At 66.9% G+C, this 15,495-nt stretch carries 17 protein-coding genes; 12 read left to right on the forward strand and 5 right to left on the reverse strand.

Translation table 11 applies throughout. The annotated features are described in order from the left end of the window. Positions 1-5: 5 nt before the first annotated feature. From ACP693_RS16025 to ACP693_RS16035, 3 genes are all read right to left on the reverse strand, one after another. The gene (locus ACP693_RS16025) at positions 6-641 is read right to left on the reverse strand and encodes a glutathione S-transferase family protein (RefSeq protein WP_426020674.1); all 636 of its coding nucleotides are present in this window, start codon (positions 639-641) and stop codon (positions 6-8) included. Positions 642-732: 91 nt separating this feature from the next. Further along, entirely contained in the window at positions 733-1,782 is a 1,050-nt protein-coding gene (locus ACP693_RS16030; RefSeq protein ID WP_135194408.1) for a ribonucleotide-diphosphate reductase subunit beta, read from the reverse strand. A gap of 182 nt (positions 1,783-1,964) precedes the next feature. Then, positions 1,965-4,091 (reverse strand): response regulator, encoded by a 2,127-nt coding sequence (locus ACP693_RS16035; RefSeq protein WP_426020675.1) that lies wholly within the window; start codon positions 4,089-4,091, stop codon positions 1,965-1,967. A gap of 130 nt (positions 4,092-4,221) precedes the next feature. Here ACP693_RS16035 and ACP693_RS16040 point away from each other — a divergent pair, with 130 nt between their 5' ends. The 6 genes from ACP693_RS16040 (at position 4,222) to ACP693_RS16065 (ending at position 8,481) form a co-directional block, all read left to right on the forward strand. Then, a complete protein-coding gene (locus tag ACP693_RS16040; RefSeq protein ID WP_135194406.1) occupies positions 4,222-5,010 on the forward strand; it encodes a nucleotidyltransferase family protein in 789 nt (262 codons plus the stop codon). 14 nt (positions 5,011-5,024) lie between these two features. Beyond that, positions 5,025-5,798, forward strand: coding sequence for a metallophosphoesterase family protein (locus ACP693_RS16045; RefSeq protein WP_426020676.1), 774 nt, complete (start codon positions 5,025-5,027; stop codon positions 5,796-5,798). An 81-nt stretch (positions 5,799-5,879) separates the two neighbouring features. After that, positions 5,880-6,338 carry a translation initiation factor IF-2 gene (locus tag ACP693_RS16050; RefSeq protein ID WP_426020677.1) on the forward strand — a complete coding sequence of 153 codons (459 nt, stop codon included), beginning with the start codon at positions 5,880-5,882 and terminating at the stop codon, positions 6,336-6,338. A gap of 80 nt (positions 6,339-6,418) precedes the next feature. Beyond that, on the forward strand, positions 6,419-6,982 hold the full coding sequence (locus tag ACP693_RS16055; RefSeq protein WP_426020679.1) for a hypothetical protein: 564 nt from the start codon (positions 6,419-6,421) through the stop codon (positions 6,980-6,982). A gap of 194 nt (positions 6,983-7,176) precedes the next feature. Next, positions 7,177-7,809 (forward strand): LysE family translocator, encoded by a 633-nt coding sequence (locus tag ACP693_RS16060; protein WP_135194404.1) that lies wholly within the window; start codon positions 7,177-7,179, stop codon positions 7,807-7,809. Between the two features lie 99 nt (positions 7,810-7,908). Then, on the forward strand, positions 7,909-8,481 hold the full coding sequence (locus ACP693_RS16065; protein WP_426020680.1) for a CC0125/CC1285 family lipoprotein: 573 nt from the start codon (positions 7,909-7,911) through the stop codon (positions 8,479-8,481). A gap of 42 nt (positions 8,482-8,523) precedes the next feature. Here the strand turns inward: ACP693_RS16065 and ACP693_RS16070 are convergent, their stop codons facing one another. Continuing rightward, a complete protein-coding gene (locus ACP693_RS16070; protein ID WP_426020681.1) occupies positions 8,524-9,291 on the reverse strand; it encodes a DUF6065 family protein in 768 nt (255 codons plus the stop codon). 37 nt (positions 9,292-9,328) lie between these two features. Here ACP693_RS16070 and ACP693_RS16075 point away from each other — a divergent pair, with 37 nt between their 5' ends. Next, entirely contained in the window at positions 9,329-9,841 is a 513-nt protein-coding gene (locus ACP693_RS16075) for a prolyl-tRNA synthetase associated domain-containing protein (RefSeq protein WP_426020682.1), read from the forward strand. A gap of 14 nt (positions 9,842-9,855) precedes the next feature. Here ACP693_RS16075 and ACP693_RS16080 read toward each other — a convergent pair whose 3' ends face one another. Further along, complete coding sequence (locus tag ACP693_RS16080) at positions 9,856-10,590, reverse strand: nuclear transport factor 2 family protein (protein WP_426020683.1); 735 nt, start codon at positions 10,588-10,590, stop codon at positions 9,856-9,858. A 312-nt stretch (positions 10,591-10,902) separates the two neighbouring features. Between ACP693_RS16080 and ACP693_RS16085 the strand changes: the two genes are divergently transcribed. From ACP693_RS16085 to ACP693_RS16105, 5 genes are all read left to right on the forward strand, one after another. Then, positions 10,903-11,811 carry a tetratricopeptide repeat protein gene (locus ACP693_RS16085; RefSeq protein ID WP_426020684.1) on the forward strand — a complete coding sequence of 303 codons (909 nt, stop codon included), beginning with the start codon at positions 10,903-10,905 and terminating at the stop codon, positions 11,809-11,811. A 54-nt stretch (positions 11,812-11,865) separates the two neighbouring features. Beyond that, positions 11,866-12,522 carry an LON peptidase substrate-binding domain-containing protein gene (locus tag ACP693_RS16090; protein WP_135194399.1) on the forward strand — a complete coding sequence of 219 codons (657 nt, stop codon included), beginning with the start codon at positions 11,866-11,868 and terminating at the stop codon, positions 12,520-12,522. 27 nt (positions 12,523-12,549) lie between these two features. Further along, complete coding sequence (locus ACP693_RS16095) at positions 12,550-12,744, forward strand: Trm112 family protein (protein ID WP_426020685.1); 195 nt, start codon at positions 12,550-12,552, stop codon at positions 12,742-12,744. Between the two features lie 90 nt (positions 12,745-12,834). Next, the gene (gene gshB, locus ACP693_RS16100; RefSeq protein ID WP_426020687.1) at positions 12,835-13,791 is read left to right on the forward strand and encodes a glutathione synthase; all 957 of its coding nucleotides are present in this window, start codon (positions 12,835-12,837) and stop codon (positions 13,789-13,791) included. Between the two features lie 61 nt (positions 13,792-13,852). After that, on the forward strand, positions 13,853-15,472 hold the full coding sequence (locus tag ACP693_RS16105) for a YifB family Mg chelatase-like AAA ATPase (protein ID WP_426020688.1): 1,620 nt from the start codon (positions 13,853-13,855) through the stop codon (positions 15,470-15,472). Positions 15,473-15,495: the final 23 nt, after the last annotated feature.

A 15,495-nucleotide genomic window follows, 5' to 3' on the forward strand; every position in this document is an offset into this window, starting at 1 on the left:
CTAGGCTAGGCCTCGTTCGCCTTCGCCTCGGCGACCAGGGCGTCGTCTATGCCGCGCGCACGGACGGCCGCCGGACGCGCCGCAATCCGCTCGGCATAGGCCTGGAAGGCCGGTCGGGCAGGCAGGCTCTTGAACATCAGGCCCCAGGCGATCTGGCTGCCGACATAGACGTCGGCGGCGGTGAACTGTTCGCCCAGCAGCCACGGGCTCTTGTCCAGCGCGTGCTCCAGGCCGTCAACGACCTGATCGAACGAACCATAGCCGACCATAGCCGACTTTTCGGCGGGCGGCAGCTGTCCCAGCGACTTGGCGGTCACCGCCGCCTCGACGGGGCCGGCGGCGAAAAACATCCAGCGGTAATAGAGGCCGCGCAGAGGGTCGTCCGTCGCGGGCGCCAAACCGGCGTCAGGGAAGGCGTCCGCCAGATAGGCGCAGATGGCCGCGCATTCGGTCACGACGACGCCGCGATGGCTGATCGCCGGCACCTTGCCCATCGGATTGATCGCCAGATAGTCGGGCGACTTCATTCCCGCGTAATCGACCACCACCGTGCGATAGGGCTGACCCACCTCCTCCAGCATCCAGCGGACGATCCGTCCGCGAGACATGGGGTTGGTGTAGAAGACGATTTCGTCGGTCATGGCGCTCTCCCATTTTTCTTGGGCCTACCGCGCTTCGCGCTGCTTGAGGCCAACTATTCCCTTGGCCTATCGCTTCGCTGCTTGAGGCCTGTCAGCCCGCGACCAGGCTCATGTCGCGACGCGCCATCATGCGGTCGAACTCGGTCCAGACGCCTTCGACCCCGTGCCAGTCCCCTTGCGTCGCGGCCTTGGAATATTCGGTGGCGCGGGCCTCGAAGAAGTTGGCGTGTTCGACGCCCGACAACAGCGATTGCAGCCAGGGCAGCGGGTTTTCCTTCACGCCGAACACTTCCGGCAGCTTCAGCTGGCGCAGGCGCCAGTCGGCGATGAAGCGGATGTATTGCTTGATATCCTCGGGCGTCATGCCCTGGACCGAGCCCATCTCGAAGGCCAGGTCGATGAACTTGTCCTCCATGTTCACCACCGTCTTGCAGCAGTCGACGATGTCGTCGGCCACGGTCTTGGTGACGGCCCCCGTCTCCTTGTTGAAGGCGTGGTACAGCTTGATGATGCCTTCGCAGTGCAGGCTTTCGTCGCGCACCGACCAGGACACGATCTGGCCCATGCCCTTCATCTTGTTCTGACGCGGGAAGTTCATCAGCATGGCGAACGACGCGAACAGCTGAACGCCTTCGGAGAAGCCGCCGAACATGGCCAGGGTCCGGCAGATGTCGGCGTCGGAATCGACCCCGAACTTGCCCATATAGTCGTGCTTGTCCCGCATGGCCTCATACTCCATGAAGGACCCGAACTCGCTCTCGGGCATGCCGATGGTTTCGAGCAGCAGGGCGTAGGCCGCGATATGGATGGTCTCCATATTACCGAAGGCGGCCAGCATCATCTTCACCTCGGTCGGTTTGAAGACCCGGCCGTAGCGCTCCATGTAGTTGTCCTGAACCTCGATGTCCGCCTGGGTGAAGAAGCGGAAAATCTGGGTCAGCAGATTGCGTTCGCCGTCGTTCAGCGTGGACGCCCAGTCCTTGATGTCCTCGCCCAGCGGCACTTCTTCGGGCATCCAGTGGACCTGCTGCTGCTTCTTCCACATGTCGAACGCCCACGGATAGCGGAACGGCTTATAGGCGGCGGACGGGGTCAGCAGACCGGCGCGTTCGGGAAGGATGATCGGGGTGATGGCGTTCATCGAACTGGACCTGAAGCGATTCCGGAGAGGCGTTCACCATGCGACTCTCGAACCCCGGCGCCAAGTCGAATTTGGTCTATGTTGCGTCACATTTTTTGACAGACGCTATATCTGGTAGATTTGTCTCAGGATTCTGGGGAGGGAGCTGGGGACGAATTCGCGCCCTCCAGCCACGCTTGGCCTCAGGCGGCCCGGGCGGCGTCCACCCGCTCGGCGACCGCATCGAACACGGCCTCGATGGCGGCGTAGAGTTTGGCCTGGGTGACAGGCTTGGCCAGATGGCCGTCCATGCCGGCGGCGATGCAGCGGGCGGCGTCCTCGGGCATGGCCTCGGCGGTGACGGCCAGGACCGGCACGTCGCGCAAGGGCGCGTCCAAGGCGCGAATGGCCCGGGTGGCGGCCATGCCGTCCATCACCGGCATCCGAACATCCATCAGCACCAGATCGAAGGGCTGGACCGCCAGCGCCGCCAAGGCCTGTTGGCCGTCCGCCGCCTCTGCGGTCTCGCAATCGGCGGCCTGGAGCATGATCCGCAGCAGGTCGCGATTGGCCGGATGATCATCGACGATCAGGATGCGCGTCCGCCGGCTGTGCAGCGGCGCGGATTCCGGCCCCTCGACAGCCTCGACCACCGGCGCAGGGATCGTGAGGGTGAAGGTCGAGCCGCCCCATTGGGTGCTTTCGACCACGACGGCGCCGCCCAGACACACGATATGGTTCTTGGCCAAGGCCAGGCCCACGCCGGCGCCTTCGTGGGCCCGGCTGGTGGTGGCGTCCCCCTGTTCGAACAGGCCGAAGACGCCGGCGCGGGTATGCTCGTCCATGCCGCAGCCGGTGTCCGACACGACGATGGACAGGCCGTCTTCGACCCGGTCCACCACCACCGTCACGTTGCCACGGCCGGTGAATTTGACGGCGTTGTTCACCAGGTGATGCACGGATTGGCGCAGACGCCGGGCGTCGATCATCACCTGGCCCTCGGCCTCGGGCGAGATGGTCAGGGCGAACTCCAGCCCCTTGATCACGGCCCATTCGCGTGAAGGGGCGACCGCCTCCTCGATCATCTGGCGCACGTCGCTGGCCTTTGGCGTCACCTCGGCCCCGCCGCGCGACACCTCCAGCAGATCCTCGACCAGACGCAGCATGGTTTCGCCGCAATGCCGGACGGCGTCGACCTGGCGCAGGCCTTCTTCGTCCATGCACGGACGCCGCGACAACAGATCCGCATAGCCGGTGATGCCGGTCAGGGGCGTGCGCATCTCATGGCTCATCATGGCCAGGAACCGGCCCTTGACGGCATAGGCCGCCTCGGCGCGCTGACGGGCCGACAGCGCCGCCTGGGTGCGCGCCTTCAGCCGCTCCACCAGGCGACGGCGCTCGGTGGACAGGGTGGTGATGGGCAGGGCCGTGCCGACCACGCACAGCAGGAACAGATGGAAGGCGTTCATCTGACGCATGACCGTAGGCAGAGCGTCCAGAACCGGGTCGTGCGCCAGACGTGTCAGGACGATCGGTCCATGCCCGCTGAGCGTCGCCGCGCCACCGATCGCGGCGACCATCACCACCGCACCCGCCGTCGTCGGGGGACACAGGCGGAAAGCCAGCAGGATAAGGGGCGGGAAGATCGCAAACATGATCGGCGCCGAGGACTGGGAGAAGACCCACAGGCTGACGCCCCCGACCAACGCCAGCAGGGCGGCGGCCTCGGTCAACGTCGCCTGGGCGTCGTCCCGGAAACGGTGGTTGCGGGCCAGCAGCAACAGGGACGGCGTGACGATCATCATCGCCAGCACCTCCATTTCGAACAGGTGGTGCATGCGGAAGCCCAGCGTACCCGGCACCTTCCAGCTCATCAGTACGGCGACGCCGCCCGCCAGCAGGGTGCTGAGGAGGACCGCAGGCGCAGCGGCGAAGACGGCGAAACGGAACAGACGCCAGGGCCGGCGCATATCCAGCGCGGCGCCGCAGAAGCGACGCGCCAAAAGGGCCGCGACGACCACCTGGGTCATGTTCAGGGCGACATTGGTGAACATCATCACGACGGGGCCGCCCCGCACGATGTTGCCGATCAGATTGATGGCGGCGCAGGCGGCCATGACGGCGACAGCCGGGCGGCGATGAAGTTGCAGCACAGCGGCCAGAAGCACGGCGTTGGCGGGCCACAGCACGGTGGCGCCGAAGGTGTTCATGCTCCACTGACCCACCGCCAGGCACAGGACGAACAGCGCGACATAGGCGTAAGGGGGCGGTCCTGCCGCCCTGCCGGCCTCATGGCGGAAGAACCGCCAGCGCCCGCCTTCTGCGTTCACCCACTTCAATCCCATGACCGAACAGTGACATTCAGGAGTTAAGGATCCCGTAGCGGAAGGACTAGGTAGTAATGCGGAACCGCCGTTCAGCGTCGCCGTTTCCCTGCCCTCGCAGGAAAGGCCCGAACCGATGTCAGACGTGATCGCCGAACCGACGTTCGAACCGCCTGCGGACGCACTGGCCTTCTATGAGGAGAGCCTGCGCCTGCTGAAGGAGAGCGGCATCCCGTTCCTGCTGTCCGGCACCTATGCGGTGACGGCCTATACGGGCATCCGCCGCCCGACCAAGGACCTGGACGTTTTCTGCAAGCCCGGCGATTATCCCCGCATCCTGGCCTTCTTCCAGAAGCACGGCTACCGCACCGACGTCGAGGACGAGCGCTGGATCGCCAAGGTCTGGAAGGACGAGAAACACTTCTTCGACGTCATCTTCGCCATGTCGAACGGCACTATCGCCGTGTCCGACAGCTGGTTCAGCGAGGACCGGATCACCGTCTATGGCCATCAGGTCCAGATCACCCCGCCGACGGCCCTGATCCTGTCCAAGGTCTTCATCCAGGACCGCTATCGCTATGACGGCGCCGACGTGAACCACGTCATCCTCAAACAGTCCGACGCCATCGACTGGAAGAGCCTGCTGGATCAGATGGACCTCTATTGGGAGGTGCTGGCGGCGCATCTGCTGAACTTCCGCTTCGCCTATCCCACCGAGCGCGACCGGATTCCGCGCTGGCTGATGGAGGAGCTGGTCGAACGGCTGACGGCCCAGATCGACCTGCCGGCGCCGCGCGTGAAGGTCTGTCGCGGCCGTCTGTTCAGCCCGCGCGACTATGTCGCCGACGTCGCCGAATGGGGCTTTGGCGACGTGGTGGGCAAGGGGCTGGAGGAACGCCACGACCCCGTCAACCTCGGCCACTGAGAGGACCGGCCGCCATGACCGATTCCCCCCCCGACCCGCAGACCACCCAGCCCGGCCTGGAGCCAGGCCCCGCCAGGAAGTTGCGCGTCGCCGCCGTTGGCGACCTGCATGTGGGCGAAGCCACCGAGCACAGCTATCGCGACCTGTTCGAACGGGTGTCGGACGATGCGGACGTGCTGTGCCTCTGCGGCGACCTGACCAACTACGGCAAGACGCCCGAGGTCGAGCGGCTGTTGGAAGACCTGAAGCTGTGCACAATCCCCATGGTCGGCGTCCTGGGCAATCACGAGCATGAGTGCGGCCAGCCCGAGCATGTGACCAAGATGCTGACCGACGCCGGGGTCAGGATGCTGACCGGCGAGGCCTATGAGATCGACGGCGTCGGCTTTGCGGGCGGCAAGGGGTTCGTCGGCGGTTTCGGCCGTTACATGCTCAGTTCGTTCGGCGAGGCCTCGGTCAAGCGCTTCGTGCAGGAGGCGGTCGAGGACGCCAATCTGATCGAAAATTCGATCCGCATGCTGCGCACCGAGCGCTCGGTGGTGCTGCTTCACTATGCCCCCGTCGTCGAGACGGTGATGGGCGAACCGCCCGAGATCCACGCCTTCCTGGGCTCGTCGCGCCTGGCGGAGACCATCGATCGCTATGACAATGTCAGCCTGGTCGTGCATGGCCACGCCCATCGTGGCGGGCCGGAGGGGCGCACCAACAAGGGGGTGCCGGTCTATAACGTCGCCCTGCCCGTGCTGCGGACGTTGGGCGACACGCCCTATCGGGTCTTTGAAATCTGATCCGGGTGTAGGACTGTGCCGTCCAGAGCGGATACCAAAGCCTTTTCTCTGGTCGCGCAGCGGCCTGTTTCGGAGTTTCCCATGCGTCTTCTGTCTTGCGTCGCGGCCGTCGCCGCCCTGGCCCTGACCACCCCGGCCTTCGCCGCCGACCAGACCTCTGCGCCCCAGGCGGCGCCCGCTCCCACCGCAGCTCCTGCGCCGACTGAAGAAGCCGAAAGCCCGGAAGCGGCTGCGTTCGAAGCCAAGGGCGAAGCCTTCGGCGAGAAGATGGAGGCCATGTCCAACGAAATGCAGGCCGCGGCCGCCCAAACGGACAAGGCCAAGGCCAAGACCGATCTCGACGCTCTCCAGGCGCGCTATCAGCCTGAAGCCGACGCCTTCGCCCAGGAGCTTCAGGCCTTCGCCGTGACCCAGGGCGCGCCCGCCGATCAGATGGCTGCGGTCGCGGCGCAGATCCAGGGCATACCCGCCAAGGTTCGCACCGAAATCGAACAAGCCGCCGCCGCGCCGGACGCCGCAGCCCCCGCCCAACCGCAGTAAGCCGCGCCTTACCGCGATTTCACTTGAGACGGGGCGGCGCAGGGTCGAGTTTGCGCGGGTCATTCAACGGGAGCCCTCCCATGATCCGCCTGCTCAGCCTGACCGCCGCCTTGGCGCTCCTGCCCCTGTCCTCCGCCCTGGCCCAGGACGGGACGCCCGCCCCTGAATCCGCCGAAGTCCGGTTGGAAACCGCCGCCTCCGCCTTCGAGGCCCGCATGGAGGCGTTCGGCGAACGCGCCGAGGCCATCTCCGAAGACAAAAGTCTGAGCGAAAGCGTGCGCGGCCAGCGCGTCGCCGCCCTGTGGGCCGAATATGCGCCCGACGTGGCCGCCTTCACCGCCGAGGCGACCAAACACGCATCCGAAATCGCCGCCCAGGCGCTGAAGGACATCGACGTCGACGCCCTGGTCGCCGACGCCCTGAACAGTCCCGAGGTCAAACAGGCGATCGAGGACGGCTTACATAAGGGCGTCGTCACCGCCAACGGCATCGCTGAGAACAGCGCCTGGACCAATCCGACCCCCGAGCAGATGGAAACCTACAGCCTGGTCGCCCAGTACGCTCTGGATCAGGCCGCCGACGCCGTCGTCGAGGACGAGATGGCGGCCGAGGTTCCCGAAGCGCCGGAACGTCCGACGGCGTAACCCATCGTCTCCTCCCCACTTGTGGGGAGGGGGACCGCGAAGCGGTGGAGGGGCTCTTGAAGCGCCACCGATCTGTGATGCGGTGCAGAACCCCTCCGTCACGACGCTGAAGACGCGCCGCGCCACCTCCCCATGAAATGGGGAGGAGACGGAGGTCCTTGACCGCGCCGACCTAAGCAGCGACATCGCGCCGCATGTCCGCCCTGCCCGTCGATCCGCACCTCTATTCTACCTTCCTCGGCGTGATGGCGGTGATGGCGATCACGCCGGGGCCGGCCAATCTGTTCGCGGTGGCGACCGGCGTCGAAAAGGGGCGCGCCTCGGCCCTGGTTGGGGTGGTCGGGATGAATGCGGCGACCCTGGTGTGGTTCGGCGCGGCGGCCCTGGGCCTGGGCGCCCTGGTCAAGGCCTTCCCCGCCGCCTTCAAGGTCATCGCCGTCCTGGGCGCCCTCTATGTCGCCTGGCTGGGGATCAAGGCCCTGCGCGGCGCCTTCGCCACCGCCGCCCAGCCTGACCACGTGGTCGTCAAGAAGGGGCGCAGCGCCCTGATCGACGGGTTCGCCGTCCAGATCGCCAACCCCAAGGCCATCCTGTTCTTCACCGCCGTCCTGCCGCCGTTCGTGGACGTGAACCGGCCGGTCGCGCCGCAGCTGGCCCTGTTCGCCGTCGCCGTGATCGGCATGGATATGATGTCCATGAGCGCCTACGCCCTGTCCGGCGCGGCCCTGTCGCGTCGCATGCAGCAGCCCCGGTTCAAGCGCGGATTCGGGATCTTCGTCGGCGCCCTTTTGCTGACCGCTTCGGTCCTGATCGCCCTGCGCATCTAGACGCGACCGCGCTTCGTCCTAGATTGAGGGGGAACGCCGCCATTCATGCTCCGTTCAGCCGTCAGCGCGCCCGAATGGGCGATCAAGGAGTTTGATTTCATGAAAGCCCTTCCACTGAAGACCCTGGCGATGACGGTCGCCGCCGGCCTCGCGCTGGCGGCCTGCGCCACCGCCACCCCGTATCAGCCTGCCGGCTTCAACGGCCAGCGCGGCGGCTATGCCGAGCAACGTCTGGAGAACGACCGGTTCCGCGTCAGCTTCTCGGGCAACTCGCTGACCTCGCGCGAGCAGGTCGAGCAGTCTCTGCTGCTGCGTTCGGCCGAACTGACGGTCGAGAGCGGTTATGACTGGTTCTCGACGGTCAACCGCGCCACCGATCGCGACACCCGCTTCGTCGGCACGCCCGACCCGTTCTATTCGGGCTACAATCGCTTCTACAGCCCCTATTGGGGTCCGTCGTGGCGCTACTACCGCGGCGGCTTCTGGAGCCCGTGGGATCGCTATGGTCCTTGGAGCGCCAACGACTTCGACGTGCGTCAGGTCGATCGCTTCGAGGCCAACGCCGAGATCGTGCTGGGCCGCGGACCCAAGCCCGCCGGCGACCCCAACGCCTTCGACGCCCGCGAGGTGATCCAGAACCTGGGCCCGCAGGTCACGCGACCGGCGGCCTAAGACAAAAGCCCCTCTCCACGGCGTGGAGAGGGGCTTTTTCGTTCACCCCACGCGCGGCGACTTCAGCCGGCGCTTGTTGGAGTGGGTGGCCGGCGCCGTGCCCAGGGCCTCGGGCACCTCGCCCTTGAAGTAATACCGCTGCCACGCCTCCTTGGCCGCATCGGGATCGCCGCCGGCGAGGCGCTGGTTGAAGTCGGTGCGGGCGCGGTTCCAGGCCTCGAACTGCCCCTTCATCACCGGGTTGGAGTCCAGCGTCCGGATGATCGGCTGGAACTGCTCCACCTTCTTGTGCTCGATCAGATTGATGAAGCAGAAGGGCTCGCCCTTTTCGAAGGTGATCCGGCCCGGCCGGGTGAAGATCCAGTTCATCGTGAAGGGGAAGGGCAGCCAGTCGGTCTCGATCAGGCCGACCAGCGGCTGGATGCCGTCCTTCACATGGTTGGGCGATCCCGAGCATATCATCCCCCAGCCCGGCGGCGTGCGGAACAGATATTGCGGATGCATGGTCAGGACGCCGCGCGAGAAGTGCGAGGTGACGAAATGGTCCAGATCGTGCTGGGGTCGGTCCGGCGTGATGACGATGTCTTCCTGACGCGGGCCGCCGTTCCATTCGGCCGAGAAGCCGAACGGACACAGGATTTCCCACCCCGTGGTGTTGGCCATGTTCAGCGGCAGGCACCGATACGGGTGGCGGCTGATGAAGGCGTCCATCCAGTTGCGCGACTGGCGGCCGGGCACGAGGTCCGGCGGCCGGGCCGTCATCGGATAGCATTCCAGTTCCAGCGGGCGTGTCTTGACGGTATCGACCATGATCATTTCCTAACGCCCGAAACCCGACGGCTCAACCATGACTGACGAACCCGCTTTCGACCGCGAAACATTGACCGTCTGGCTCAAGACGAACGGCGTGGATCACGTCATCCACGACCACCCCGCCGTCTTCCGCGTCGAGGAGGGGTTGGACCTCAAGGCCGACCTGCCCGGCGCCCACACCAAGAACCTGTTCCTGAAGGACCACAAGAGCCGGCTGTGGCTGATTTCGGCCCGCCAGGATACGGTCATCGACCTGAAACGCGCGGCGGGCGCGATGGGCTCCGGCCGCCTGTCTTTCGGAAACGAGACCCTGATGTGGGACACCCTGGGCGTCCGCCCCGGCTCCGTCACGGCGCTCGGCCTGATCAACGACATCGACCGCCGCGTCACCTTCGTCCTGGACCGCCGCCTGTGGGACGCCGACATCGTCAACTTCCACCCCCTGACCAATACGGCGACGACGGCGCTGGATCAGGCGGCGTTCCGGCGGGTGCTGGAATTGCTGGGGCGAGAGCCGGTGGTAGTGGATTTCGAAGCCCTGAACTGAGGCTTCCGACATTTCTAGCGTTGCCTTAGCGCCCTCGTCACCGCCTGGCCGCCGTCGAAGATCGTCACCTCGTCGCCATTGAAGGCGAACTGCAGATCCCGGTCCGTCGCGGCGAAACGCGCCTCGCTGATCGCAAAGAGGACCAGCGACAGGTCGCCGGACTGCATCCGCAAGCCCCGCCCCTCGACCGACAGGATCACGTCGCCGAAGTCCGGCGACCGATATCGACCGGCGTATAACGGCAGGCGCGCAGCATCGAATGCCGCATCGGCGGGCGGCGGCGCATAGGGCGGCGGGCCGTGGTCGTAGCTGACCACCCGGGCCATCCGCCATCGCCCATCTTCGCGACGCCAGACATCGGCGAACCGGGCGCGGGCGCTGATATGCTCGGCCTTGCCGTCCTGACGGACGTAGAACTGATGGTCCCCGACGAGGAAGATGTTGCGGTCCGCCAAAGGGAAGGCCTGGACCGTGCCCTCGACGACTTCGCGGCGAAGATGCTGGCCCGCCGTCCCGCACGGTCCGCTCATCAGCGAGGCAACGATAGCGTCGCGCCCGCGCGTCAGGCCGGTGATGTCGTGATAGAATTCCGCGTCCTCGGTGAAGGCGTCCGCCATCCGTTCGCGGTCGCAGTCATTATAGGCGGCCCAGAAGGCCTCGTCCGCCCGCTCCACCTCGACGGCGGGGGTCGGGGGAGACTCAGGCCCGCCCGCCAGTGATGCCACAAGGATCGCTGCGATGATGATCATGGCTTCTCACTCGTGACGACCCTGAACTCAGGCTCAAAGGACAGGAGGCGTCCAGCGGCCCGAACGGATGCAGCGCCGGTCCTTTTCGTCGCGCCACCGACAGCTTGAACCCCGCGACCGAGGCCCCATCTCGCTGTTCAGGACCGATCAGCAGGGGAGCGGGCGGTGTTTTCAGACGATTCAGACGAATTAGACTCAGTTTTCTGCGGCCCGAGTCTGAAATCCCGGCGCGACCAATTCGCCGCTTGATGCCGACGCATCCCGACGCCATCTGAATCGTTGAACCTGACCGACCCTGCACGGACTTCGCCCATGACACTGCTCGATCCGACCCTGACCCCCGGCCGCTCTGGCGACGACCTGATCAAGGAAGGCACCGACGCCTCCTTCATGACCGACGTCATCGAGGCGTCGAAGCATCAGCCGGTCATCGTCGATTTCTGGGCCACCTGGTGTGGGCCGTGCCGGACCCTGGGGCCGGCGCTGGAGAAGAATGTGCGCGCCGCCAAGGGGGCGGTGAAGATGGTCAAGATCGATGTGGACGCCAATCCGGCCTATGCGGGCCAGCTGCGGGTGCAGTCGATCCCCACCGTCTACGCCTTCGTCGACGGCCAGCCGGTGGACGGCTTCCAGGGCGCCATCCCCGACAGCCAGATCAAGGCCTTCATCGACAAGCTGACCGGCGGTCAGGGCGGGTCCACCGAGACGGCGCAACTGCTGGAGCTGGGCGAGGAATCCCTTGGCCTGAACGACTTCGGCGGCGCGGCGCAAGCCTTCGCCCATGTCCTGTCGATCGAACCCGAGAACGAGAAGGCCATCGCCGGCATGGCGCGGGTCTATCTGGCGGGCGGCGACCATGAACAGGCGCTGCAGACCATCGCCATGGCGCCGCAGGACTCCAAGGAGCCGACGGTCCAGAGCGTGCGCGCCCAGCTGGCCCTGGCGGCGAAAGCCCCGTCAGGCGCTTCGGCCGAGCTGGAGGCCAAGGTTGCGGCCGATCCCAACGATCACCAGGCCAGGTTCGATCTCGCCGAGGCCCAGAGCGCGGCCGGCGATTTCCAGGGCGCGGTCGACAATCTGCTGCACATCATCAAGGCCGACCGCGAGTGGAACGAACAGGCGGCGCGCAAGCAGCTGCTGGTCATCTTCGAAGCGGCGGGCGTCAGTTCCGACGTGGCCAAGGACGGGCGGCGCCGGCTGTCGTCGATCCTGTTTTCGTAGGCTCATTAGGCGGGCCTCAAGTAGCGCGAAGCGCGATAGGCCCAAGGAGAAATAATGCCCCAGGGCTATGTTCGAGCGCTCGACCTGCCGCAGGTGATCCCGGTGTTCCCGCTGGGCGGGACCATCCTGCTGCCGCGCGGGCAACTGCCGCTGAACATCTTCGAGCCTCGCTATCTGAACATGGTGGACGACGCCATGGCCGGCGACCGGATCATCGGCCTGGTCCAGCCCAATGGCGGAACCCCTGCCCTGCCCAGCCTGTCGCCGATCGGCTGTGCGGGCCGGATCACCAGCTTCGCCGAGACTTCGGACGGGCGGTATCTGATCACCCTGACCGGGGTGTCGCGGTTCCGCATCGCCGCCGAGATGCCGTCCAAGGCGCCCTATCGCCAGATCCGCGCCGCCTTCGAGGCCTATGAATCCGATCTGGTCTCTCCACCCGAGGAGCCTGATTTCGACCGCGAGGCCTTCCTGGACGCCCTGCGCGCCTATATGGCCCACCGCCTGCTGGACATCGACTGGGAGACGGCCGAGAGCGCGCCGATGGAGGCCCTGGTCAACAGCCTGTCGATGGCCCTGCCGTTCGAACCGGCCGAGAAACAGGCGCTGCTGGAGGCCATGGGCCTGATGCCCCGCGCCGAGGCCCTGACCGCCCTGCTCCGCATCGACGCCGCCGACGCCGGTGACGACGCCGCGCCGTCCATGCAATAAAAGCGGCCACGCTTTCAGGAAACCGCCATGAGTGACGCCTTCAAGACGCCTGTGTCCGTCGATCCCCGCCTGCTTGAGGTGCTGGTCTGCCCCGTCACGCGCGGCAAGCTGACCTACGACCGCGACGCGGACGAGCTGATCTCGGCCGGCGCCAAACTGGCCTATCCGATCCGCGAGGGCGTGCCGATCATGCTGGCCGAGGAAGCGCGTCAGCTCGACTGACCGCCGCACCGACACCGAACATTCACTGGCCCGGAGCGCGGCGCGCCCAACGGGCCTCAAGTAGCGCAACGCGCGATAGGCCCAAGAAAAATGACCCTCAGAGTCGCCATCCAGATGGACCCGATCGAGGCCGTCGATATCGCCGGGGACACCACCTTCCTGATGGCCGAGACGGCCCAGGCGCGCGGGCACAAGCAATGGGTCTATGACTTCCGCACCCTGGCGCTGGAGGAGGGCCGCCTCTACTGCCGCGCCCGGCCGATCACCGTGCGCCGCGAGGTGGGAAACCACGTCGATTTCGGCGACTGGGAAAAGCTGGATCTGGCCGAGGACGTGGACGTCATCCTGATGCGTCAGGATCCGCCGTTCGACATGGCCTATGTCACCGCCACCTATCTGCTGGAGACGGTTCATCCGAAGACCCTGGTGGTCAACGACCCGGCCCAGGTGCGTTCGGCGCCCGAGAAGCTGATGGTCACGGCCTTCCCCGGTCTGCAGCCGCCGACGCTGATTTCGGCCGATCCCGTGGCCCTGACCGCCTTCCACAAGAAGCACGGCGAGGTGGTGCTGAAGCCCCTGCACGGCAACGGCGGCTCGGGCGTGATCAAGCTGCGCGCCGACGATCCCAATCTGGACGCCCTGATCGAGATCCACGCCGGCGCCAGCCGCGACCCGCTGGTGATCCAGAAGTTCATTCCCGCCGTGTCCAAGGGCGACAAGCGCATCATCCTGATCGAAGGCGAGCCGGTCGGCGCCATCAACCGCGTGCCGGCGGCCGGGGCCGTGCGGTCGAACCTGCACGTCGGCGGCACCGCCATGCCGGTCGAGCTGACCCCGCGCGACCTGGAGATTTGCAAGGCCATCGGCCCGACGCTGAAGGAACGCGGCCTGATCTTCGTGGGCATCGACGTGATCGGCGACTATCTGACCGAGATCAACGTCACCTCTCCCACCGGTGCCCAGCAGTTGAAGACCTTCACCGGCATCGACGCCACGGCCCTGATGTGGGACGCCATCGAAGCCCGCCGCGCCGCACAGGTTGCGTGACCGCCACTTGAATTAGATTTCAGTTCATGGTTCGTTCTCTCGCAGGAAGCGGGAGGACGTCATGGTCGCACGGGTTGTCACGGTCGCCTTCGACGGGGTGGAGGCCCGGCGCGTGGACGTCGAGGTCCAGTTGGTCGGCCAGAACCGCGAGACGGTCTTCACAATCGTCGGCCTGCCGGACAAGGCGGTGGCCGAGAGCCGCGAACGGGTGCGCGGCGCCTTTTCCGGCATCGGCCTGGCCCTGCCCGCGGCGCGGATCATCGCCAATCTGGCGCCCGCCGACCTGCCCAAGGAGGGCAGTCATTTCGACCTGCCCATCGCCCTGGCCTTGATGGCGGCCATGGGGGTGATCGCGCCCGACGCCCTGGACGGCTGGGCCGCCATCGGGGAGCTGGGGCTGGACGGACAGATCGCGCGGGTCGGCGGGGCCCTGCCGGCCGCCGTGGCCGCCGACGCCATGGGCCTGGGTTTGATCTGCCCCGAGGCGACGGGACCGGAGGCGGCCTGGGCCGGGGGGGCGCGCATACTGGCCCCGCGTTCGCTGATCGGCCTGGTCAATCACTTCAAGGGGACCCAGGTGTTGCGTGCGCCCGAACCCGGCCCGTTGGCCAGCGGCAAGGCCGTGCCCGACCTGCGCGAGGTCAAGGGCCAGGAAAGCGCCAAGCGCGCGCTGGAGATCGCGGCGGCCGGCGGTCACAACCTGCTGTTCATCGGCCCGCCGGGATCGGGCAAGTCGATGATGGCGCAACGGCTGCCGGGCCTTCTGCCGCCCCTGACCTCGTCGGAACTGCTGGAGACCTCGATGGTCTGGTCGGTCGCCGGCCTGATCGAGCGCGGCGCCCTGACACGGGATCGACCGTTCAGAAGCCCGCACCATTCCGCCTCGATGGCGGCCCTGACCGGCGGAGGCTTGCGCGCCAAGCCGGGCGAGGCGTCGCTGGCGCACAACGGCGTGCTGTTTCTCGACGAACTGCCCGAATACAGCGCCCAGGCCCTGGATTCGCTGCGGGCGCCGCTGGAGACGGGCGAGATCGTGGTCGCCCGCGCCAACGCCCACATCCGCTATCCGGCGCGGTTCCAGTTGGTGGCGGCGATGAACCCCTGTCGCTGCGGCATGGGCGGGGCCGGACGCGGGGCTTGCGGCAAGGCCCCGCGTTGCCAGCGCGACTATCAGAACCGAGTGTCGGGCCCGATGTTCGACCGGATCGACCTGACGGTGGAGACCCCGCCGGTGACCGCCGCCGACATGGCCCTGCCGCCGCCCGCCGAGGGCACGGCCGAGGCCAGGGCGCGCGTCGCGACCGCCCGCGCCATGCAGGAGGACCGGGTGCGCGAGGCGGGGCTGGACCCGGCCCAGGGCCTGAACGCGCGCGCGACCGGCGACACGCTGGACAGGTTCGCCACCCCGGACGAGGCGGGGCGCATGCTGTTGATGCGGGCGGGCGAGGCGGGCGGACTGACGGCGCGCGGCTGGACCCGCACCCTGCGCCTGGCGCGCACCATCGCCGATCTGGACGGCTGCACCGGCGTGCTGCGCCGCCACATCGCCGAGGCCCTGATCTATCGCCGCAACACCGTCGGGGCCGAGGCCGATTTCGACCGGCGCGTGGCGTCCCGAAACGACGCAGCGTTCGGAATGCGTGAAGACGACGGCGCGCAGACCCCGTTCCTTCATTCGTGAGCGACGAGGAGATATCCTTAACC

The sequence above is a fragment of the Brevundimonas sp. TWP1-3 genome (assembly GCF_049896085.1).
Lineage (GTDB): Bacteria > Pseudomonadota > Alphaproteobacteria > Caulobacterales > Caulobacteraceae > Brevundimonas.